Origin of the sequence: Plantactinospora sp. ZYX-F-223 (genome assembly GCF_039649625.1) — a bacterium.
In the GTDB taxonomy this organism is placed as follows: domain Bacteria; phylum Actinomycetota; class Actinomycetes; order Mycobacteriales; family Micromonosporaceae; genus Plantactinospora.
On sequence record NZ_JBDJAV010000058.1, the window covers coordinates 30,361 to 52,221 of the forward strand.

A 21,861-nucleotide genomic window follows, 5' to 3' on the forward strand; every position below is an offset into this window, starting at 1 on the left:
GCTCAACGGTCCCGGTCGGCGGTCCCCGGCGCGGCCCCGGCGTCGGCGGGCTCGCCGTCCCGGGCGTCGGCCGACTCTGCGGCGGCGGCCGGCTCCCCGGCGGCCTCGGACGACCCGGCCGGAGTCTCCGGCCGGCTCTCGCCATCGCCGCCATCGCCGTCATCGGTGGGCCCGCCGTCGGAGTCGCCGTGCTGGACCGAGGCCGGTTCGGCCGGCTCCTCGGCCGGCGGGACCTCCCCGGTCTCCTGGAAGCGCCGGAACTCCTCCTCGGTCACCACCCGGTACGCGGTGGGCGCGCCGACCGCCGCCGGCTCCCGGGAGACGTCGACCTGGGACACGTCGCTGGTGGCGGCATCGCCCGCGGCCAGCGGGGCGGGTGCGCCACCGACCGGCACCAGGAACTCCTGCGGACCCCGGACCCGGACGAAGTAGACCAGTGCGCCGAGGAAGACCAGGACCGCGGTCCAGACGTTCAGCCGCGCCCCGAGGATCTCGGTCGCCGGGTCGGTACGCATCATCTCGATCCAGAACCGTCCGGCGGTGTAGCCCATGACGTAGAGCGCGAACGCCCGCCCCCGGCCGAGCTTGAACCGCCGGTCGAGGAAGAAGACCAGGCCGGCGACGCCGACGTTCCAGAGCGCCTCGTAGAGGAAGGCCGGATGGAAGAGCCCGGGTTCGAGAACCGGGTTGCCGCTGTCGTCGCGGAGCGCGTGCCCGGGGTTGGTGGGGTCCATCCGGTGGATCTCCAGGCCCCACGGCAGCGTGGTCGGGCCGCCGAACAGCTCGTTGTTGAACCAGTTGCCGATCCGGCCGACGGCCTGGGCCAGCGGCAGGCCCGGGGCGAGGGCGTCGGCCACCACGGTCAGCGGCAGGCCGAGCTGCCGCACGGCGAGCCAGGCACCGACGGCGCCGCCCGCGACGGCGCCCCAGACGCCGAGCCCGCCCTCCCAGATGTAGAGGGCCCTGACCGGGTCACCGCCCTCGCCGAAGTAGGACCCGGGTGAGGTGATCACGTGGTAGATCCGGGCGCCGACGATGCCGAACGGCACCGCCCAGACGGCGATGTCCAGCACCGCCCAGGGGGCGACGCCACGGCGGCGCAGTCGCAGCTCGGTCACCACGCAGGCGACCACGATTCCGAGCACGATGCAGAGTGCGTACGCCCGGATCGGCACCGGCCCGAGTTGCCACACGGCGGTGGCGGGACTCGGCAGGGCCGCCTGAGGAGAGAGCGAGGCGAGGGTCACGGGTGCACAGGCTACCGTCGCGACCCCTGCCGGCGGCACCCCGGTCCGGTTGTCGACCCCGGGCGATTCCCGCCTGTTTCATCCCGTTACCTGCGTTGAGCTGGCCGGTCGTCCCTTTCCGCCACCGGCACGGCGGCCGGATCGAACACCGCGACTTCAGCGCTCGACGGTCCGCGGAGCAGTGCGAGGCAGCGACAACCGACCCACGGAGCGGTGCGGGTCCGGGCAGCGACCGGCCTGGAGCGCGGGTACGAGATCAGCGGGGGCGACCGGCCCGAGCCGGAGCCGGGGCTACCCGTCAGCGTCGGATGGCTCGAACGCCCTCGGCTAGTTCGGCGCTGAGCGTGCCGAGCGCGGCCAGCCCGGCCGCCTCGTCGGGGGCGTCCAGCAGGCAGCGGATCAGGGCGCTGCCCACGATGACGCCGTCGGCGTACCGGCCGACCTCGGCGGCCTGTGCGCCGGTGCCGACGCCGAGGCCCACCCCGACCGGCAGCCCACTGATCGCCCGGACCCGGCCGACCAGGGTGGGCGCGGCGTCCGAGGTCTTCTCCCGGGCACCGGTCACCCCCATCAGCGCGGTGGCGTAGACGAATCCCCGGCAGTGCTCGACGGTCAACGCCAGCCGCCGGTCGGTGGACGAGGGCGCGACCAGGAACGTCCGGTCCAGGCCGTACGCGTCGGAGGCGGCCAGCCACTCGCCGGCCTCCTCCGGGATCAGGTCCGGAGTGATCAGGCCGGTGCCGCCGGCGGCGGCGAGGTCCCGGGCGAAGGCGTCGACGCCGTAGCGCTCGATCGGGTTCCAGTAGGTCATCGTGACCACCGGAGCCCCGGTCGCCGCCACCGCCTCGATGATCCGCAGCGTGTCCCGGGTGCGTACGCCGCCAGCCAGGGCGATGTCGCTGGCCCGCTGGATGACCGGCCCGTCCATCACCGGGTCGGAGTAGGGGATCTCCACCTCGATCACGTCGACCCCGGCGTCGACCATGGCACGCATCGCGGCGATGCTGCCGTCCACGGTCGGAAAGCCGGCCGGCATGCAGCCGACCAGCAGCGCCCGCCCCTCGGCCCGGGCCTTCTCGAACGCGACCCCGATGCTCCGCTCGGACGTGGTGGCCATCCCGCTCACCTCTGGTCCCCGTCGAGGATGCCGAAGTATTCCCCGGCGGTGTGCACGTCCTTGTCCCCCCGGCCGGAGAGGTTGACCACGATGGTGGGCTCGCGACCGAGTTCGGCGGTGAGCTCAGGGATGATCTTCAGCGTGCCGGCGAGCGCGTGCGCGCTCTCGATCGCCGGAATGATCCCCTCGGTCCGGCAGAGCAACTGGAACGCGTCCATCGCCTCCGCGTCGGTGACCGGCGCGTACCGGGCCCGCCCGGCGTCGTTGAGCCAGGCGTGCTCGGGGCCGACCCCGGGATAGTCCAGCCCGGCCGAGATCGAGTGCGACTCGACCGTCTGCCCGTCGGAGTCCTGCAGCACATAGGTGCGGGCGCCGTGCAGCACTCCGGAGGAACCGCCGGTGATACTCGCCGCGTGCCGCCCGGTCTCCACACCGTCGCCGCCGGCCTCGAAGCCGTACAGCCGGACGTCGGTGTCCGGCACGAAGGCGTGGAAGATGCCGAGCGCGTTGGAACCGCCGCCGACGCAGGCGGTCACCGCGTCCGGCAGCGCGCCGGTCAGCTCCAGGCACTGCTGCCGGGCCTCCACCCCGATGCCCCGGACGAACTGGCGGACCATCGCCGGGAACGGGTGCGGGCCGGCGGTGGTGCCGATCAGGTAGTGCGTCCGGTCGACATTGGCCACCCAGTCCCGCATGGCCTCGTTCATCGCGTCCTTAAGGGTGCGCGAGCCGGCGGTCACCGGGACGACGGTGGCGCCGAGCATCCGCATCCGGGCGACGTTGAGGGCCTGCCGCTGGGTGTCCAGCTCGCCCATGTAGACCACGCACTCCAGATCGAGGTACGCGGCCGCGGTCGCGCTGGCCACCCCGTGCTGGCCGGCGCCGGTCTCGGCGATCACCCGGGGCTTGCCCATCCGCTTGGTCAGCAGCGCCTGGCCGAGCACGTTGCGCACCTTGTGCGCGCCGGTGTGGTTGAGGTCCTCGCGCTTGAGCAGCACCCGCGCCCCGACCCGGGCGGAGAGCCGCTCGGCCCGGTAGAGCAGGGACGGGATGTTGGCGTACTCGCACAGCATCCGGGTGAACTCGGCGGTGAACGACTCGTCGGCCAGCGCCTCCCGGTAGGCCGTGTCGAGTTCGTCGAGCGCGGCGACCAGCGCCTCGGGGACGAACCGGCCGCCGTACGGGCCGAAGTGCCCGGCGAGGTCGGGCAGCGCCGCCTCCCCGGTCGGCAGGATGGCGGCGCTCATGCCGGCACTCCGCTTCGCTCCGTGCCGCCATGAGGCACAACCGCACTGAGCCGACTGATCCGCTCGCTACGCTCGCTCATCCCGGCACTCCGCTTCGCTCCGTGCCGCCATGAGGCACAACCGCACTGAGCCGACAGATCCGCTCGCTACGCTCGCTCATCGGACCGGCCGGGGGGTTGCCGGGTGGTTGCCGGCGTTGACCAGCTCGGCCACCGCCTCGCGGGGACTCTTCTGGGTGACCAGCCCCTCGCCGACCAGTACGGCGTCGGCGCCGGCCGAGGCGTACCGGATCAGGTCGTGCGGGCCGCGTACCCCGGACTCGGCAATCTTGACGACCTTGTTCGGCAGGCCGGGGGCGATCCGCTCGAAGACCGACCGGTCGACCTCCAGGGTGCGCAGGTTGCGGGCGTTCACCCCGATCACCCGGGCACCGGCCTCCAGGGCGCGGTCCGCCTCCTCCTCGTCGTGCACCTCGACCAGTGCGGTCATGCCCAGCGACTCGATCCGCTCCAGCAGGCCGACCAGGACGTTCTGCTCCAGCGCGGCGACGATCAGCAGCACCAGGTCGGCGCCGTGCGCCCGGGCCTCGTGCACCTGGTAGCTGGAGACGACGAAGTCCTTGCGGAGCACGGGAATGTCCACCGCGGTCCGGACCGCCGCCAGGTCCTCCAACGAGCCGCCGAACCACCGCCCCTCGGTGAGTACGCTGATGCAGCGCGCCCCACCGGCGGCGTAGTCACCGGCCAGGTCGGCCGGATCGGCGATCTCGGCGAGCTGCCCCTTGGACGGCGAGGAGCGCTTCACCTCGGCGATCACCCCGACGCCCGGACGGCGCAGTGCCGCGTACGCGTCCCGAGGTGGCGCGGCCGCCGCCGCCAGTTGCTTGATCTGCTCCAGCGGCACCTCTTCCTGCCGCCGTGCGACGTCCTCACGGACTCCGGCGAGGATCTCGTCGAGCACGTTGGCGGACGTGGCCGATCCGGCTTCGTCTCCCGCCGTGTGCGGATGCTCAGCAGTCACCAACGGACTCCCCTCTCCGGGTGTCATGGGCCGATGCTAGGCGCCGCCACCGGACGGACGCCCTCGGGGGTATGGCGTGCTTCACGAGATGGGCTGGGGCATAATGGCCGACCCTGTGAGCGGAATGTCACGCTGCGCCATCAAGGGCGCCGGCGCAGCTCGCCCGCACCCGGCGGTGCCCGGGGACGACGGCTGTGACCGACGTCAAGGAAGCCGGACGCGGCGGCGGGAGTTGTCCCGGATGGTGGACCGGGCCCGGGACGAACCGTTGATCCGGGGGTGACCGGCCGGAAACACCGGATGGGCACCATCAACGTCGGGCACACTGGTCGCGGGGCCGCCGCCGACCAGTCGGATCGATTCCGTGCGGGGAAGACCATGAGCGCTGCGAAGCCTGACTCGACCATCGACCTGACCCGCATCCCCCGGGCCGTACTCTCGGTCGCCGTCGGCATGGTGCACAGCGTGGAGCGGGCGGTGATCGGCGACGCCCGGATGCGGACCGCCCGGGGCAACGCCTGGGAGGCGATCTGCGCGGACCGGGACCGGGCGCTGCGCCGCGACGAGATCCGGGCCGTGGTGGCGGCGCTCGCCGCCGCACCACCGACCGGACCCGTGCACGCCGCACGCGGCAACACCGCACGCCCGTCCGGCGGTCAGGTCACCCGCACCGCGGCGGTACCCGGCCCGACCACCGGCCGCGGTGCCGCGCGACGCGGTGCGACGGCCGCCCGGCAGCCGGTCAGCTAACCGTCGGGTCCTCGCCCCGGTCCAGCGCGTCCCAGGCGGCCGTCGTCCGTCGGCCGTCCACCCGGCCGTCGGAGGCGAGCACCGGACTCTCCCGGCCCGCCCCGGCCGGCCGGGCCCGCTCGTAGCGGGCACCCATCACCGGCCATCCACCGCTCCGCACCGCCGTGAGGCCGCCGGCCGCGCCGGCCAGCAGGCCACCCAGCACGCAGAGCAGTGGCCAGCCGGCACTCACCTCGCCACCGGTGCCGAACCCGGCGTAGCCGGCACCGGCCGCCACGCCGACACCGAGGAGCGCCAGTAGCCCGCCGACCAACCGGCGCCCGATCCCCCGGGTGCCGAGCACGGCTCCGGCGGCGGCCAGCCCGACCAGGGCCAGCGCCGGCAGCCAGGGCAGCAGGTCGCCGCCGGTCCGGGTCACCCGGCCGGGGGGCAGCGGCGCCGGACGGGCGGTCAGCTCGACGGACCAGGTCCGGGTCGCCGCGAAGACCGCCAGGCCGGCACCGAGCAGGCAGAGCAGCACGGCGTACGTCAACTCCCGCCGCCCCGCCGCCCGGGCCCGGTCGGTGTTCACCGGGCCGGCCGCAGCGTCTCGGCCGCCGCGATCGCGGCCAGTACCGCCGCCGCCTTGTTCCGGGTCTCCCGGTCCTCGGCAGCGGGGTCGGAGTCGGCGACGATCCCGGCACCGGCCTGCACGTACGCCCGACCGTGCCGGATCAGCGCGGTCCGGATCGCGATCGCCATGTCCAGGTCGCCACCGAAGCCGAAGTAGCCGACCGTGCCGCCGTACAGGCCGCGACGGGTCGGCTCCAACTCCTCGATGATCTCCATCGCCCGTACCTTGGGTGCGCCGGAGAGGGTGCCGGCCGGGAAGGTGGCGGCCAGTGCGTCGAACGCGGTCCGGTCCTCCCGCAGCGTCCCCACCACCGTGGAGACGATGTGCATCACGTGGCTGTACCGCTCGATGGTGGCGAACTCCGGCACCTCGACCGTGCCCGGCCGGCAGACCCGGCCGAGGTCGTTGCGGCCCAGGTCGACCAGCATCACGTGCTCGGCCCGCTCCTTCGGGTCGGCGATCAGCTCGGCGGCCAGCCGGCCGTCGTCGGCCGGGCTGCTCCCCCGGGGGCGGGTGCCGGCGATCGGGTGCAACATCGCCCGGCGCTGGCCGTCGGCGCTGTTGCTGACCTTCAGGTGCGCCTCCGGGGACGACCCGACGATGTCGAAGTCGTCGAACCGGAGCAGATACATGTACGGGCTCGGGTTGGTGGCCCGCAACACCCGGTAGACGTCCAGCGGGTCGGCCGCGGTCTCCCGCTCGAAGCGCTGGGCCAGCACGATCTGGAAGCACTCGCCGGCCCGGATCGCCTCCTTGGCCACCTCAACCGCCTTCGGGTACTCCCCCTCGGCGGTCCGGCTGAACACCTCACCCGGGGAGGGCCGGTCGACCGTGGCGATCATCGGCGGGATCGGTCGGGACAGCGCGGTGGTCATCGCGTCCAACCGGCCGACCGCCTGGTGGTACGCGGCGGTCACCTGGGCCGCCCGCTCCGGGTCGTCGGCATCGGCGTCGGCCGCCCCGTCGGCACCGAGCGTCGAGCCGTCGGCGGTGCCGCTCGGCGGTGCCGGCAGCAGGGCGTTCGCCACCAGGATCGCGGAGCCGTCGAAGTGGTCCAGCACGACCAGGTCGGTGGCGAGCATCATGCCCAGTTCGGGCAGGCGCAGGTCGTCCTCGGTCAGCGACGGCAGCCGCTCGAACCGGCGTACGACGTCGTAGCCGAGGTAGCCGACCATGCCGCCGAGCAGCGGTGGCCTGGAGTCCCGCTCGGATCCGACCGGACCGTGGACGGCCGGGCCGGTCAGCGCCGCCACGGTGGCCCGCAGCGCCGCCATCGGGTCGCCGCCGGTCGGCAGGCCGGCGGGGGGCGTACCGAGCCAGTGCGCCTGGCCGTCCCGCTCGACCAGGGTGGCGGCGCTGCGTACCCCGACAAAGGAGTAGCGCGACCAGGCGATCCCGGCCGCACCGGCCCCCTGCTCCGCCGACTCCAGCAGGAACGTCCCGGGCCCGCCGGCCAGTTTGCGGTAGACCCCCACCGGGGTCTCCCCGTCGGCGAGCAGCCGCCGGACCACCGGCACCACCCGCCGGGTCCGGGCCAGCTCCCGGAAGGTCACCTCGTCCGGGCTCACCGCTCCGGTGGTCATCGGGTCACCGCCCCAGCGTCGGTCATGTCGTCGGCCCGGCGGAGGTCGCCCCGGTGACCGGCAGTTCGTCGGAGAAGCAGGTCCAGTTTCCGGTGTGGCAGGCCGCGCCCACCTGCTCGACGCTGACCAGCAGGGCGTCGCCGTCGCAGTCCAGCGCGACCGAGCGGACGTACTGGTGGTGGCCGGAGGTCTCGCCCTTGACCCAGTATTCCCGGCGGCTGCGCGACCAGTAGGTGGCCCGGCCGGTGGTGAGGGTGCGGTGCAGCGCCTCGTCGTCCATCCAGGCAACCATCAGCACGTCACCGGTGTCGTGCGCCCGGACCACGGCGGCGACGAGTCCGTCGGGGGTACGGCGCAGGCGCGCGGCGATCGCCGGATCGAGGGCCGAGGGCCGCGCGGGGCCGCTGCGCGCCGGCCCGGGCGCGGTCACCGGGGAGAGATCGGGTACGGGCATAGTTCCCGATTGTTTCGCACGCGGCACCGGAACCGTCCACCCGTCCCCGCTCCCGGCCCCCGAAGTGGCCCGCGCCACGCCTCCCGGCGGGCTGACCGCCCCCGGCGGGCTGACCGTCCCGGTCGGGTCCGGGCCGGCGAGTTGGGCGACGTAGCGGTCGAGCCGGCCGTCGCGCAGGGCGGCGGCGAGATCCGCGCCGACCACCTCGGCCAGCTCCTCGGCGTACGGACGGGCCAGCGCCACCGTGCCGACGACCAGGCGGTACGCGGCGGCATGCAGCCGGGGCAGGGTGTCGGGGCGCAGCCCGAGGCAGGTGAGCATGTCGTCGCGGTAGCCGTCCGGCGCGACCGGCAGGTCCAGCGCGGCGGCCAGCGCGTCCCGTCGGCTGGCCACCGTGACCGCCGGGTTGGCGAGCCGGAGCACCGACGGGCAGCGCCGGGCCAGTTCGGCGGCGGCGAGCCGGGCGTCGTACTCGGCACCGCTGGCCCGGGCCCCGCCGACCTTGCCCAGCGCGGCCACCAGTTCCGCCAGATCGGGGTCGGCGGGGCGCTGGCGGATCTCGGACACGTCGACGGACGAGCGCCAGGCGCCGTGTGCCCAGAGTAACCGTATGGGCGCGACGACCGGCAGTCCGAAGGACCATTCGGCGGGCTGGTCGAGCCGTTCGAGCCAGGATTCGACGTCCCGGACGGCGACCGAAAGGTGGGTCAGCCGGCCGCCCGCCTCCACCAGAAAGGCCGGATAGGCGGCGTACGGCCCCCCGCTGACCAGGACATCGATGTCCACGTCGCTGTACGGGGTGGCGGCACCCCGGGCATAGCTGCCGCGCAGCAGCACCCCGACGACGGGCGGGCCGGGCATCCGGCGCAACCGGTCCGTCCAGTCGTCGAGGAACCCAAGTTGCCGTAACGGACCGTGACCCACGGCGTCATCGTGCCGCAGCTCCGATCATGACGCAACGCCCGATCATGCGTTGCCTGGGCGTTTCGTCCGTTACATACCGATAAATCGCATTGACTGCTCCGGGTAACGTTCGCCGGCCGCCACGCCGACCGGTACCGCGGCGGAGAGCCGGGCCACCTGGTCGCCGGTGAGCCGCAGGTCCACGGCGGCGGCGTTCTCCTCCAGGTAACGCACCCGCTTGGTGCCGGGGATCGGCAGGATGTCGTCGCCCTGGGCGAGCAGCCAGGCCAGCGCGGCCTGCGCCGGGGTACAGCCGATCTCGGCGGCCACCGCCCGGACCCGGTCGACCAACTCCAGGTTGGCGCCGAGGTTCTCCTCGGCGAACCGGGGCACTCGGTTGCGGAAGTCCTCCGCGTCGAGCTGTTCCCGACTGCTGATCGTCCCGGTCAGCAGTCCCCGACCCACCGGCGAGTACGCCACCAGCGCCACGCCCAGGTCCCGGCAGGTCGCCAGCATCTCCCGCTCGACGTCCCGGCTGAACAGCGAATATTCCATCTGCACCGCCGCGACGGGATGCACGGCGTGCGCGGCCCGCAGCGTCGCCGGGCTCACCTCGGAGAGCCCGATGAACCGGACCTTGCCGTCGACCACCAGGTCCGCCATCGCCCCGACGGTCTCCTCGATCGGCGTGGCCGGATTGCGCCGGTGCAGGTAGTAGAGGTCGATGGTCTCCACCCCGAGCCGGGCGAGCGAGGCGTCGCACGCCTCGCGGGCCCACTCCCCGGAGCTGTCGACGTACGCCCCCGGCGAGGCGGTGGTGCTGCCCTCGCCGGTGAACCGGTTGCCGAACTTGGTCGCCAGGAACACCTCGTCGCGACGCTTGCGGACCACCGGGCCGAGCAGTTCCTCGTTGTGCCCCCGCCCGTACATGTCGGCGGTGTCCAGGTGGTTGACGCCCAGGTCGAGGGAGCGGTGCAGGGTCCGGGTCGACTCCTCGTCGTCCGCGGCCCCGTACGCCATGCTCATTCCCATACAGCCGAGCCCGATCGCCGACACCTCCGGCCCGATGGCACCGATCCTGCGCTTCCGCATCGCTCCCGCTCCGTCCGCCGTACGTTCCGTCTGCCCGGTCCAGGCTTCCACTTCCGCACCGACCCGGCCATCCCGACCGGCGATCGCCCGCAGTCGACGATTGTCCGCGACCAAGATTTCAACTAGCGTTGATTTCAACACTTGATGAGTTTCTGAGGGAGGCTCCAATGGAGACCGCGATCGAGGTCCGCGACCTCGTCGTGACCCGCGGGAAGCGGCAGGTGCTGCACGGGATCAACTGCACCGTCCCGCGTGGCAGCGTCACCGGCCTGCTCGGCCCGAGCGGCAGCGGCAAGACCACGCTGCTACGGGCCATCGTCGGCGTGCAGATCGTGTCCGGCGGCACCGTCACCGTGCTTGGCGAGCCGGCCGGCACCCGCGGCCTGCGGCGGCGCCTCGGCTATCTGACCCAGGCGCCGAGCGTCTATCCGGACCTGACCGTCCGGGAGAACACCCGCTACTTCGGCCGGCTCTACGGCCTCGGTCGGGCCGACTCCGACCGGGCGATCTCCGACGTCGGCCTGGCCGACGCGGCCGACCAACTCGTCGGGACCCTCTCCGGCGGCCAGCGCAGCCGGGCCTCGCTGGCCTGCGCCCTGGTCGGCCGCCCCGAGGTGGTGATTCTCGACGAGCCGACGGTCGGCCAGGACCCGGTGCTCCGGGCCGAGCTGTGGCAGCGGTTCCACGCGATGGCCGCCGAGGGCACCACGCTGCTGGTCTCCAGCCACGTGATGGACGAGGCGGCCCGGTGCGACCGGCTGATGCTGATCCGGGAGGGCCGGCTGATCGCCGACGACACCGTGCCGGCGGTACGCACGGCGGCCGGCACCGACGACCTGGAGGAGGCGTTCCTGCGGCTGATCCGGGCGAACGAGCTGGCCGACCAGGACCGGTTGACCCGCACCGGCGACGGGAGGCCGGCCCGATGAACCCGCGGATCCTCGCCGTCACCACCGGCCGCATCCTGCGCCAACTGCGGCACGACCGGCGTACGGTGGCGATGCTGCTGGTGGTGCCGGTGGTGCTGGTCACCCTGCTCTACTACATGTTCGGCGACCAGCCCGCGCCACCGGGACAACCGGCCATCTTCGACCGGATCGCGCTGGTCATGCTCGGCGTCTTCCCGTTCGTGATCATGTTCCTGGTCACCAGTATCGCGATGCTCCGCGAGCGCACCTCCGGCACGCTGGAACGGCTGCTCACCACCCCGCTGGCCAAACTGGACCTGCTCTTCGGGTACGGCCTCGCGTTCGGGCTCGCCGCCACGGTCCAGGCCGGCGTCGCGGCCGGCGCGGCGTACTGGCTGTTCGATCTCTCCACCGCCGGCAACGCCGGGCTGGTGGTGTTGATCGCGGTGGTCAACGCCGTACTCGGGGTGGCGCTGGGTCTCTTCTGCAGTGCCTTCGCGCAGACCGAGTTCCAGGCCGTACAGTTCATGCCGGTCGTGGTGGTCCCGCAGATCCTGCTCTGCGGTCTGTTTGTCGCCCGCGACCAGATGGCCGGCTGGCTACAGGCGATCAGCGACGCGCTGCCCCTGTCGTACGCGGTCGAGGCGCTGCAGGAGGTCGGCACGCACGCCGAGCCGACCGGCACGATGTGGCGGGACGTGGCGGTGGTGGTCGCGGCGGTGGTCGCCGCCCTGGTGCTCGCCGCGGCAACGCTGCGGCGGCGCACCGGCTGACGGTCCGGCTCGCCGGTCGGCGCCCCACCGCGGGCGGCGCCGACCGGCACCGGAGGAAACGAGTACGAGGACGGCGATGGCACGACGGAGCGGACGGCGACCGGGCAACCCCGACACCCGGGAGGGGATCCTGAGAGCCGCCCGGGAGGCGTTCGCCGAGCGCGGCTTCGACCACACCTCGATCCGGGCCATCGCGACCGCCGCCGGGGTCGACCCGGCCCTGGTGCACCACTACTTCGGCACCAAGGACCAGCTCTTCCTGGCCACCATCGACATCCCGTTCGACCCGCAGGAGCTGCTGCCGCAGATCGCCGCCGGTGGGCTCGACAGGGTCGGCGAACGGCTGGTCCGGACGTTTCTGCGGGTCTGGGACTCCCCCGCCGGTACGGCCGCGGTGGCGCTGTTCCGGTCGGCGGTGAACAACGAGTGGACCGCCCGGCTGCTCCGGGAGTTCCTGGAGACCCAGGTGCTCCGCCGGGCGACCGGGATGCTCGAGATCGACCCGGCCGAGGCGCCGCTGCGCTCGTCGCTGGTCGCCACCCAGATGGCCGGCATGGTCATCGTCCGCTACATCCTGCGGCTGGAGCCGCTCGCCTCGGCACCGCCGGACGTCGTGGTCGCGGCGGTCGGGCCGACCGTGCAGCGCTACCTGACCGAGGACCTGACCCGGCTCACCGGCCGGCCGGCCGGTCCCGGCACGCCGAGCGGGCCGTAGCGCGCGGCCGATTCCCGGAGGTCAACGGCCGATTCCCGGAGGTCAACGGTCGGACCACGCCTGGTCGGCGGAGCTGGCGACCGGGCACTCCCGGTCCGGGCGCTGCGACTGGTGCCGACGCCGGCAGAGCACCGGATGCAGCAGCTCGACCAGCTCCACCCGGCCGGCGAGCGGGCGGGGGAAGGCGAGCCGGGCCCGGCAGCGGGTACCGCGTCCGCCGAGGGCCACCACCATGCCGTACCGGTCCAGCCGGACCACCCGGGGCGGCGGCTCGTCCGCACCGCCCGGCGGTACGAGGTCGCCGAGCTGGCGCCGGAGGAACGCGGCGATCTCCGGCCCGTGGTGGTCCGCGAGGTCGGCCAGCAGTTCCCGTTCCAGCGCGTGCAGCGGGTCCGGCTCGGCGGCGGCGTACTCGGCCGGTTCGACGTGCCGCACCGTGCCGGCACGTTCCAGCCGGATCTCGGCCGGCTCGAACCGGTAGAGCGTGAAGCCCCGGCCGACGTCCAGCAGGTCTCCGGTCGGGATCACCTCGGCGAAGTCGACGGCCGCCTGCCGCGCCTCGACACCGGCGAGCGGCTCCGGCCAGCCGGAGATCCAGACCCGGCCGAGCGGCGGCGCCCCGGCGGCCGGCGGCAGGTCGCGGACGTCGAGCACCAGCGCGGTGCCCCGGCTGTCCCTGGTCGGCCGGAGCGCCGCGGCCAGATCACTGACGATCGAGACGAGCAACAGTACCCGGCCGGACGAATCGGTGGCGTGCCGGACCTGGTGCGGCCCGGGCCGGTACGCGGCCTGGGCGGTGCCGGGAAGTCGACCGGCGGCCAGGGTACGGGCCACCTCCGCGGAGCTGGGCTGCATGACGTCGACCTCCGACGAGTTAGCCTGACCTTAGTAAGGGGAGGCTAACCTATCGCGCAGTCGGCGTCCATCTCGTCGCCGTCACCGCTCCTCGCCCGCTCCTCACCGGGTCTGCTCCAACCAGGACGCGTAGAGCAGGCCGTAGACCGAACCCGGGTCGCTGACCAGTTCCTCGTGCGGGCCCCGCTGCACGATCCGGCCCCGGTCCACCACGATCACCTCGTCGGCGGCCTGTGCGGTGGAGAGCCGGTGCGCGATCGCCACCGTGGTCCGGCCCCGGGTCACCGCGTCCAGGGTGCGTTGCAGGCGTACCTCGGTGGCCGGGTCGACCGCACTGGTCGCCTCGTCCAGCACCAGTAGGTCCGGGTCGGCCACGTACGCCCGGGCCAGCGCGACCAACTGCCGCTCGCCCACGCTGAGCGCCTCGCCGCGCTCCCCCACCGGCGTCGCCAGCCCGAGCGGCAGCCCCTCCACCCAGTCGCCGAGACCCAGCTCGGTGAAGGCCAGCGCCAGTTCCTCGTCGGTCAGCTCCGGCCGGCCGAACCGGACGTTCTCCGCCACCGTGGAGTCGAAGAGGAAGCCGTCCTGCGGCACCATCACCACCCGGGAGCGCAGCGAGCCGAACCGGACCCGGTCCAGCGGCACCCCGGAGAGCAGCACCGCCCCGCCGGACGGGTCCATCAGCCGGGTCAGCAGCTTCGCGAAGGTGGTCTTGCCGCTGCCGGTCTCGCCCACCACCGCGACCCGGGTCTTGGCCGGGATGTCCACGGTGACGTCGACCAGCACGGGCGGGCCGCCCGGATAGCGGTAGTCGACGCCGGCGAAGCGGATGTCGATCGGCCCGGCCGGCAGGTCGACGCCCTGCTCGCCGGGGTCGGCCACATCCGGCGCCACGTCGAGGACGTCCAGCACCCGCCGCCAGCCCGCCACCGCGTTCTGCGCCTCGTTGAGTACCTCGGTGGCGATCTGCACCGGCTGGATGAAGAGGGTGACCAGGAAGAGGAAGGCGGTGAGTTCGCCGATCCCCAGCGAGCCGTCGACACCCAGCTTGACGCCGAGCACCACCACCCCGGCCAGGGCCAGCCCGGCGGCGATCTCGCCGGTCGAGAAGCTGATCACGCTGGTCCGGATAGCCCGCTGCTGGGCCCGGCGCTGCGCGTCGATGGTCCGGTCCAGCCGCTCGGCGGTCCGGCCGGAGACCCCGTACGCCCGGATCACCGGCGCGCCCACCACGCTCTCCGAGACCGCGGCCAGCATCGCGCCGAGCCGCTGCCGGACCACCCCGTAGGCGGCGGCGAGCCGCTTCTGGAACACCCGGATCACCGCCAGGGCGGGGATGAACGCGCCGAACACCACCAGGGTCAACTGCCAGGAGTAGACCGCCATCACCACGGTGGTCACCACCACCTGACCGAGGTTGATCAGGAGGATGACCCCGCCCCACTGGAGGAACTGGGTGATCTGGTCCACGTCGCTGGTGACCCGGGAGACCAGCGAGCCGCGCCGCTCCGCCTGCTGGTGCAGGGTCGACAGGTCGTGCACGTGCCGGAAGGCCCGCACCCGTACCCCGGCCAGCGCCGTCTCGCTGACCGTGAACAGCCGGCGCATCATCAGGTAACCGCAGATCGTGGTCACCACCAGCACCGCCGCGGTGGCCGCGACCACGATGCCGACCACCCCGATGTCCGGCCCGCCGGGAGCACGCAGCCCACGGTCGATGCCCTGCTGGATCGCCACCGGTACGGCGGCCCGGCCGACCATCGAGACCAGGGCCAGCCCGAGGGTGCCGGCCAGGCCGGTACGCAGCTCCGGGGAGAGCGCCAGCCCTCGCCGGAACGTCCCCCAGGCGCTCTCCGCCCGCTCCGGCACCGCCCCGGCCATGGTCGTGGTCGTGCTCACGCGTCCACCTCTTCGCCTCGCCGGGTCGCCGGATCCTCGTACGCCCGCTCCCGCTCCCGCTCCGCCTCGGCCCGCTCGTACGCGGTGACCAGCGCCGCGTACCCGGGCGTGGTACGCAGCAGCGTGGCGTGGGTGCCCCGGCCCACCACCCGGCCGTGCTCGACGTAGACCACCTCGTCGGCCAGCGCGATCGTCGCCCGCCGGTACGCCACCACCAGGATCGAGGCCCCCGGTCCCGGCGGGCCGTCGGCGTCGGCCGGCTCCGACCGCCCGCCCCGCAGCGCCGCCAGGATCGCCGCCTCCACCCTCGGGTCGACCGCGCTGGTGGCGTCGTCCAGCACCAGCAGCCGGGGCCGGCCGGCCAGCGCCCGGGCCAGGGTGAGCCGCTGCCGCTGGCCGCCGGAGAGCGCCGCGCCGCGCTCCCCGACCAGGGTGTCCAGCGCCTCCGGCAGGGCCGCCACGAAGCCGTCCGCCTCGGCCAGCCGCAGCGCCGCCCAGACGTCGTCGTCGGTGATGCCCTCCCGGCCGAGGGTGATGTTCTCCCGGATGGTGTCGTCGAAGACGAACGGCACCTGGGCGACCAGCGCGGTGTTGCCGGCGAGCGAGGCGGCGGTGAGGGAGCGCACGTCGACCCCGTCCAGGGTCACCGTGCCGGCGTCCGGGTCGACCAGCCGTACCGCGAGGGAGACGATGGTCGATTTACCGGAGCCGGTCGGCCCGACCAGCGCCACCGTGCGGCCGGCCGGCACGGTGAACGAGACGTCACGCAACACCGGCACCGGCCCGGGTGCCGGCGGCTCGAACGGAGCCGGTTCGACGAGAACCGGATCAGGGGAAGCCGGATCCGTCGGCGCTGCCACCCCGGTCGGCCGCGCCGCCGCCTCCGGCTGCTCGGTGGCCAGGCCCGGCTCGGCGGCGGCGGTCGCCGGCGGCGGTTCGGCCGGGGCGTACCCGAAGGTGACCCGGTCGAAGACGAGGGTGGCCGGGCGGCCGTCCCGGCGGTCCAGGGTGGTGTCGCCGTACGGCATCTCGCCGGTCGCGGTGAGCACGGACTGCAACCGGTCCCAGCCGGCGACGCTGCGCGGCAGCTCGGCGAGGACCCAGCCGATCGCCCGGACCGGGAACGCCAGCACGGTGAAGAGGAACGCCACGCTGACCAGTTCGGTGATGGTGACCGCGCCCTGGTTCAACCGGACCGCGCCGACCAGCAGCACGGCCAGGGTGCCGAGGCTGGGCAGGGTCTCCAGCATCGGGTCGAAGACGCCCCGCAGCCGGCCGACCGAGATCAGCGCGTCCCGCAGCTCGCCGGCCTGGGCCGCGAACCGGGCCGTCTCCCGGGCCTCCTGGCCCATGGTCTTGACCACCAGCGCCCCGTCGAAGCTCTCGTGCGCGATCGCGCTGACCTGGGCGCGCATCTGCTGGGCCCGGGCCTGCCGGGGCGCCATGCGTCGGGAGTAGACGACGTTCAGGGCGAACAGCGCGGGGAAGATCGCCACGCCGACCAGCGCGAGCACCCAGTCGGTGACGAAGAGCGAGCCCATCGCCGCGACCAGCATCACCAGGGTGCCGACCGCGAACGGCAGCGGCGCGATCGGGAACCAGGCCGCCTCGACGTCGGAGTTGGCGTTGGACAGCAGCGTGCCGGTGGCGTGCCGGTGGTGCCAGGACAGCGGCAGTTCCAGGTAGCGGCGGGTGATCCGGCGCCGGTAGCTGGCCTGCAACCGGTACTGCATGAATCCGGCGCCGAGCCGGCGGCCGAACATGCCGAGTACCCGGCCGAGGCTGACCGCAAGCAGCGCGGCGGCGCCGAGCAGCACCGCGGCCAGGTCGGCCCGGCCGGTCTCCAGCGACGGCACCACCACGTCGCCGACTACGGCACCGACCACGTACGCGCTGGCGATGATCAACAGGCTGTAGAGAACACTGCCACCGACCGCGACCGCGAAGATCCGTGGCTCGTCGCGGACCGCGTAGCCGAGGACTCTGATCCCCCGGATGAGTATGTCCCGGCTTGTCTTGCCCGCCACGCTGTCCCCCGCCGTAAGCCTCTTGCGTCCAGCTCATCCTTACTGATCAGATGCGGGGTTGACGAACCGATTGGCGTGGGTGATACCGACTCGGCCCTGATTGTGTCTGCTGTCACAACCGGGTCCCCGGTGCCGGACCACGCGCGGGGCGGAGACGGCCGGCCCATGGCGCGCCGGTCGACCGGATCAGCATTTACGATCAAGGCATGCCCCGCTACGCGGACACGGAGCGACAGTCGCTGGCCGATCTCCTCCTGGCGATCGGGCCGGACGCACCCACGATCATCCCGGAGTGGGCCGCCCGGGACCTCGCCGCCCACCTGGTGGTCCGGGAGCGCCGCCCGGACGCGGCGGCCGGCCTGCTGCTCCCGCCGTTACGGCGGCACGGGGCACGGGTCCAGGCGGCGGTGGCCGGCAAGCCGTACCCCGCGCTGGTCGAGCTGGTCCGGCGTCCGCCCCGGTGGAGCCCGCTGGCGCTGCCGCCGGTCGACGAGCTGGCGAACCTGATCGAGTTCTTCGTGCACCACGAGGACGTCCGGCGGGCCCGGCCCGACTGGCAGCCCCGGCAGCTTCCGGCCGGGCAGCAGGCCGCGCTCTGGAAGCGCATCCCGACGATGGCTCGGATATCGCTGCGCCGGTTTCCGGCCGCGCTGCTGATCCAGGCGCCGGAGCACGGCGAGACCACCGCCGGAGCCGGCGGCGAGCAGCTCCGGATGGTCGGGTCGCCCGGCGAGTTGCTGATGTTCCTGTTCGGCCGGCAACGGGTCGCCCGGGTGCAACTGGTCGGCCCGCCCGCGCTCACCGAGCGGTTGCGGACCGCGAAACTCGGACTCTGACCCACGAGCCGGCCGGACGTGCCGATGCGCGCCTTCGCCCTGGCGTGGCTGACCCGGCCGCCCTTCCCGGAACGGGTCAGCGCGCACGTCGGGCAGGTCGGGCCGCAGTCGACCCGGTGGGCCGCCGAGCTCGGCCTGGTCGGCAGCTCCGCCGCGGCCCGCCGGCTGGACCGGGCGAACGCGGCCGACCTGGCCGGCCGGGCCTGCCCGGACGCCCGGCCCGAGCAGCTCCGGCTGCTGGCCGACCTGTTCACCTGGCTGTTCACCTTCGACGACCGCTGCGACGACGACGGACTGGGCGACGCCCCGGGCCGGCTCGCCCCGGTCGTCGGGCAACTGCTCGACGTACTCGACCTGCGCGGCGGGCCGGCACCGCCCGGCTCGGCCACCGTCGCCGGCCCGACCGCCGCCGGCCTGCACGACCTCTGCCGACGGGTACGCGCACACGGCCCACCCCGGCTGCTGCTCCGGTTCGCCGCCCAGATGCGGGACTACCTGCTGGCGCTGCTCTGGGAGGCGGCGAACCGGGAACGGGACCGGGTACCGGCGGTGGCCGAGTACCTCCAGATGCGCCGGCACACCGGCGGGGTACGCCCCAGCTTCACCCTCACCGACCTGGCGTACGGCGGACTGGCCGAAGCCGTCTGCCAGGCCGACCTCGACGCGTCCCAGCTCGACGACCTCGCCGCCGACCTGGTCTGCTGGTGCAACGACGTCTTCTCGTACGCCAAGGAGCGCCGGCAGGGCCGGGACGGGCACAACCTGATCGTCGTACTGGCCCGGGAGGCGGGGCGGGAGGAACACGCCGGACTCCTCGACGCGGCCCGCCGGTTCAACGCCGGGCTGCGGGCGTACCTGAGGCTGGAGTCCGAGCTGCTGGCCGGCGGAGACCCGGACACTTTACGGTTCGTCGCCGCCCGCCGGGCCTGGATCCGGGGCAGCTACGACTGGTCACTCGGGGCGGGCCGCTACCGCTGAATCCGCCGCCGTGCGGCCGGTGCGGCCAGCCGCGGCGCGACCGGTGCGGTCAGTCGTCGTCGCTGTGCGACTTCCAGGTCGGCACCGGCCTGCCGGCCACGCACTCGACCTCGACCTCGATCCGCCCACCCGAGCCGTGGAAGGTCACCTCGGCATCGTCGTCCGGGCCACGCTCGACCTCGCCGACCCGGTAGCCCTGGGCCGGGGTCCAGGCGGTCAACCACACCTGGCGGCCGGCGCACTCGGCCAGCACCGTACCCCCGGGGGTGGAGACCAGCCGGCGCGCGTCGTCCGCGCCGGCCGGCGAGCCCGGTGCGGCGGAGGGGATCGGCCCCGCGCTGGCGGTGCCGCCGGACGGCGCCGGACCGCCCGGCGGGACAGCACCCGGGGCGGACGGCGGCGGGGTGGCGGCCAGCGCCCGGGCCACCTCGTCCGGGCTGCGCACCTCACCCGCCGGCCCGGTCAGCCCAGCCCCGATCACCTGTACGGCCGCCAGCCCGGTACCGGTCGCGACCAGCGCGGCGAGCAGCCAGCCGGCCACGGCGAGCAGGGTACGTCGACGCATGCTCCGATGATGCCCGCCGCCGCGTTAAGGCCGGCGCCGGCGGACCCTAAGGGACCGTTAACGGACCCGTTCCGCCGGCACGGCGCGCTGCCGGTGGGTGTCCGGCGGGACGGTCCGCGACGTGGCATACGACCAGCCCGGTCCCGCCGCCACGGCACCGCCGACCGGGTGCCGGTGGGCGTTTCCGGGTTACCGTGCCGGGTGTGGCGCGCCTACTGCTGATCGAGGACGACCCGGCCATCCGTACCCCGCTGCTGCACGCGCTGCGCGACCGGGGGCACGCGGTGGCCGCCGTGCAGTCCGCGATGGCCGGGCTGCAACGGGTCCTCGACGACCGACCCGACCTCGTCGTACTCGACCTCGGGCTGCCCGACCTGGACGGGCTGGAGCTGCTCCGGATGCTCCGCGCGGTGAACAGTACCCCGGTGATCATCGCCACCGCCCGGGACGAGGAGGCCGAGATCATCCGGGGGCTGGACGCCGGCGCCGACGACTACGTGGTGAAGCCGTTCACCGCCGCCCAACTCGACGCGCGGATCCGGGCGGTGCTGCGCCGCGGTGCCGGCCCGGCGAACGGCCCGGCGGTGTTGACCGTCGGCGAGCTGCGGGTCGATCCGGCGGCCCGGCAGGCGACCCTGGCCGGCGCACCGCTGGAACTGACTCCCCGGGAGTTCGACCTGTTGCACCACCTGGCCGCTCGGGCCGGTCGGGTGGTGAGCAAGCGCGAACTGCTGACCGAGGTGTGGCAGCTCCCCTACGGCGGCGCGGACAAGACGGTGGACGTACACCTGTCGTGGCTGCGCCGCAAGCTCGGCGAGACCGCCCAACAGCCCCGCTACCTGCACACCGTGCGCGGGGTGGGGGTCCGGCTCGACGTACCCGGGACCGCGTCGTGAGGCGCCGGCTCACCCTGCTCGTCGCGGCCACCACCGGCCTGGTGCTGCTGGCCTTCCTGGTCCCGCTCGCGGTGCTGCTGCGCGGGGTTGCCGCCGACCGGGCGGTGGTGGCCGCCACCGCCGACGTACAGGCGCTGGTCCCGCTGGTCGGCACCGCCGGCCAGGACGGGCTGCGGCTCGCCGCCGAGCAGGTCGGCGCCGCGGCCGACCGGCCGGTCACGGTCTTCCTGCCGGACGGCGCGGTGCTCGGCGACGACGCGCCGCTGACGGACGGGGTGGAGCTGGCCGCCCGGGGCGAGAGCCTCACCGTCGCCCGGGAGGACGGCCGGGAGATCCTGGTCGCCGTGCAGGGCCGTCCGGACGGTACGGCGGTGATCCGCACCTTCGTCTCCGCCGACGAGTTGACCCACGGCGTCTACCGCTCCTGGCTGGTGCTGGCCGCGCTCGGGGTGGCGCTGCTGCTGCTCGGCCTCGCCGTCGCCGACCGGCTGGCCCGGTCGCTGACCGCCCCGATCACCGAGCTGTCGGCGGTCTCGCACCGGCTGGCCGGCGCGGAGCTGACCGCCCGGGCCACCCCGTCCGGACCGGCGGAACTACGCGCGGTGGCGGGCGCGCTCAACCACCTCGCCACCCGGATCCAGGAGTTGCTGCGGGACGAACGCGAGCAGCTCGCCGACCTGTCGCACCGGCTGCGTACCCCGTTGACCTCGCTGCGGCTGGAGTCCGAGTCGCTGGCCGACCCCGGGGAGGCGGCCCGGATCACCGAACGGGTCGACGCGGTGGAGCGGGCGGTGACCGGGCTGATCCGGCAGGCCCGGCGGCGGGGCACCGACACCGGTACCGAGCCGGCCTGCGACGCCACGGCGGTGGTCCGGGAGCGGGTCGCGTTCTGGACCGTACTGGCCGAGGACACCGGACGGTCGCTCGGCCTCGACCTGGCCGACCACCCGCTTCCGGTACGGCTGCCCGCCGACGAGCTGGCGGCGGTGCTGGACGCGCTGCTCGGCAATGTCTTCGCGCACACCCCGGACGGGACCGGCTGCACCGTCGCGCTGGCGCCGCGCCCCGGCGGCGGTGCGCTGCTGACGGTCACCGACAGCGGCCCCGGACTGCCACCCGCCCTGGTCGGCCCCGCCTCGACCCCGCTCGACCAGGCCGGCCTGGTACGACGCGGGGCGAGTGCCGCCGGCTCCACCGGGCTGGGCCTGGACATCGCCCGCCGGGCGGCCCGGGCCAGCGGCGGCCGGTTCGAGCTGTCCGACTCCGACGGTGGCGGCGCCCGGGTGGCGGTCGTCCTCGGCCCACCGCTCGCCGCCCGCCAGTCGCCGTCCGGGATGGCACCGAGCTGACCTAGTGCGGTGTCCACTATCGTTCACCGGGTCT

19 protein-coding genes and 2 pseudogenes are annotated in these 21,861 nt (G+C 74.1%); 8 read left to right on the forward strand and 13 right to left on the reverse strand.

The features are described 5' to 3' along the window. Positions 1-2: 2 nt before the first annotated feature. The 4 genes from lgt to trpC form a co-directional block, all read right to left on the reverse strand. Positions 3-1,247, reverse strand: a complete 1,245-nt coding sequence (gene lgt / locus AAH979_RS37075) for a prolipoprotein diacylglyceryl transferase (protein WP_346262804.1) — start codon at positions 1,245-1,247, stop codon at positions 3-5. Positions 1,248-1,545: 298 nt separating this feature from the next. Next, on the reverse strand, positions 1,546-2,364 hold the full coding sequence (gene trpA, locus AAH979_RS37080; RefSeq protein ID WP_346262805.1) for a tryptophan synthase subunit alpha: 819 nt from the start codon (positions 2,362-2,364) through the stop codon (positions 1,546-1,548). Positions 2,365-2,369: 5 nt separating this feature from the next. Then, complete coding sequence (gene trpB / locus AAH979_RS37085; RefSeq protein ID WP_346262806.1) at positions 2,370-3,611, reverse strand: tryptophan synthase subunit beta; 1,242 nt, start codon at positions 3,609-3,611, stop codon at positions 2,370-2,372. 156 nt (positions 3,612-3,767) lie between these two features. Continuing rightward, the gene (gene trpC, locus AAH979_RS37090; protein ID WP_346262821.1) at positions 3,768-4,571 is read right to left on the reverse strand and encodes an indole-3-glycerol phosphate synthase TrpC; all 804 of its coding nucleotides are present in this window, start codon (positions 4,569-4,571) and stop codon (positions 3,768-3,770) included. A 438-nt stretch (positions 4,572-5,009) separates the two neighbouring features. Here trpC and AAH979_RS37095 point away from each other — a divergent pair. Continuing rightward, positions 5,010-5,228, forward strand: a pseudogene (locus AAH979_RS37095) (hypothetical protein); the annotation flags it as partial. Positions 5,229-5,373: 145 nt separating this feature from the next. On the opposite strand, the gene AAH979_RS37100 reads toward AAH979_RS37095, so the two are convergent. The 5 genes and pseudogenes from AAH979_RS37100 to AAH979_RS37120 all read right to left on the reverse strand — a co-directional run bounded on the left by AAH979_RS37100 (position 5,374) and on the right by AAH979_RS37120 (position 10,026). Beyond that, a complete protein-coding gene (locus tag AAH979_RS37100) occupies positions 5,374-5,952 on the reverse strand; it encodes a Trp biosynthesis-associated membrane protein (RefSeq protein WP_346262807.1) in 579 nt (192 codons plus the stop codon). Then, positions 5,949-7,577, reverse strand: a complete 1,629-nt coding sequence (locus tag AAH979_RS37105) for an anthranilate synthase component I (RefSeq protein ID WP_346262808.1) — start codon at positions 7,575-7,577, stop codon at positions 5,949-5,951. Before AAH979_RS37105 ends, AAH979_RS37100 begins: the two co-directional genes overlap by 4 nt. A gap of 22 nt (positions 7,578-7,599) precedes the next feature. Further along, on the reverse strand, positions 7,600-8,031 hold the full coding sequence (gene hisI / locus AAH979_RS37110; protein WP_346262822.1) for a phosphoribosyl-AMP cyclohydrolase: 432 nt from the start codon (positions 8,029-8,031) through the stop codon (positions 7,600-7,602). Positions 8,032-8,268: 237 nt separating this feature from the next. Continuing rightward, positions 8,269-8,892: pseudogene (locus AAH979_RS37115) on the reverse strand (nucleotidyltransferase domain-containing protein); the annotation flags it as partial. A 132-nt stretch (positions 8,893-9,024) separates the two neighbouring features. Further along, positions 9,025-10,026 (reverse strand): aldo/keto reductase, encoded by a 1,002-nt coding sequence (locus tag AAH979_RS37120; RefSeq protein ID WP_346262809.1) that lies wholly within the window; start codon positions 10,024-10,026, stop codon positions 9,025-9,027. Between the two features lie 167 nt (positions 10,027-10,193). Between AAH979_RS37120 and AAH979_RS37125 the strand changes: the two genes are divergently transcribed. From AAH979_RS37125 to AAH979_RS37135, 3 genes are all read left to right on the forward strand, one after another. Next, positions 10,194-10,955: an ABC transporter ATP-binding protein gene (locus AAH979_RS37125; protein WP_346262810.1), complete on the forward strand. Its 762-nt coding sequence runs from the start codon at positions 10,194-10,196 to the stop codon at positions 10,953-10,955. Beyond that, positions 10,952-11,707: an ABC transporter permease gene (locus AAH979_RS37130; protein ID WP_346262811.1), complete on the forward strand. Its 756-nt coding sequence runs from the start codon at positions 10,952-10,954 to the stop codon at positions 11,705-11,707. The genes AAH979_RS37125 and AAH979_RS37130 overlap by 4 nt, the downstream gene beginning before the upstream one ends. A 76-nt stretch (positions 11,708-11,783) precedes the next feature. Continuing rightward, positions 11,784-12,422: a TetR family transcriptional regulator gene (locus AAH979_RS37135; protein ID WP_346262812.1), complete on the forward strand. Its 639-nt coding sequence runs from the start codon at positions 11,784-11,786 to the stop codon at positions 12,420-12,422. A gap of 42 nt (positions 12,423-12,464) precedes the next feature. Here the strand turns inward: AAH979_RS37135 and AAH979_RS37140 are convergent, their stop codons facing one another. The 3 genes from AAH979_RS37140 to AAH979_RS37150 form a co-directional block, all read right to left on the reverse strand. Continuing rightward, positions 12,465-13,277, reverse strand: coding sequence for a DUF2470 domain-containing protein (locus tag AAH979_RS37140; RefSeq protein ID WP_346262813.1), 813 nt, complete (start codon positions 13,275-13,277; stop codon positions 12,465-12,467). A 102-nt stretch (positions 13,278-13,379) separates the two neighbouring features. After that, a complete protein-coding gene (locus AAH979_RS37145) occupies positions 13,380-15,176 on the reverse strand; it encodes an ABC transporter ATP-binding protein (RefSeq protein ID WP_346262814.1) in 1,797 nt (598 codons plus the stop codon). Next, the gene (locus tag AAH979_RS37150) at positions 15,173-17,203 is read right to left on the reverse strand and encodes an ABC transporter ATP-binding protein (protein ID WP_346262815.1); all 2,031 of its coding nucleotides are present in this window, start codon (positions 17,201-17,203) and stop codon (positions 15,173-15,175) included. Before AAH979_RS37150 ends, AAH979_RS37145 begins: the two co-directional genes overlap by 4 nt. A 206-nt stretch (positions 17,204-17,409) precedes the next feature. Here AAH979_RS37150 and AAH979_RS37155 point away from each other — a divergent pair, with 206 nt between their 5' ends. Both AAH979_RS37155 and AAH979_RS37160 read left to right on the forward strand, forming a co-directional pair. Beyond that, positions 17,410-18,039, forward strand: a complete 630-nt coding sequence (locus AAH979_RS37155; protein ID WP_346262816.1) for a TIGR03085 family metal-binding protein — start codon at positions 17,410-17,412, stop codon at positions 18,037-18,039. A gap of 24 nt (positions 18,040-18,063) precedes the next feature. Further along, positions 18,064-19,017, forward strand: a complete 954-nt coding sequence (locus tag AAH979_RS37160; RefSeq protein WP_346262817.1) for a terpene synthase — start codon at positions 18,064-18,066, stop codon at positions 19,015-19,017. 49 nt (positions 19,018-19,066) lie between these two features. Here the strand turns inward: AAH979_RS37160 and AAH979_RS37165 are convergent, their stop codons facing one another. Next, complete coding sequence (locus tag AAH979_RS37165) at positions 19,067-19,582, reverse strand: septum formation initiator (RefSeq protein WP_346262818.1); 516 nt, start codon at positions 19,580-19,582, stop codon at positions 19,067-19,069. Positions 19,583-19,785: 203 nt separating this feature from the next. Between AAH979_RS37165 and AAH979_RS37170 the strand changes: the two genes are divergently transcribed. Next, positions 19,786-20,478: a response regulator transcription factor gene (locus tag AAH979_RS37170; protein WP_346262819.1), complete on the forward strand. Its 693-nt coding sequence runs from the start codon at positions 19,786-19,788 to the stop codon at positions 20,476-20,478. Next, positions 20,475-21,827 (forward strand): HAMP domain-containing sensor histidine kinase, encoded by a 1,353-nt coding sequence (locus tag AAH979_RS37175; RefSeq protein WP_346262820.1) that lies wholly within the window; start codon positions 20,475-20,477, stop codon positions 21,825-21,827. Before AAH979_RS37170 ends, AAH979_RS37175 begins: the two co-directional genes overlap by 4 nt. Positions 21,828-21,861 lie beyond the last annotated feature (34 nt).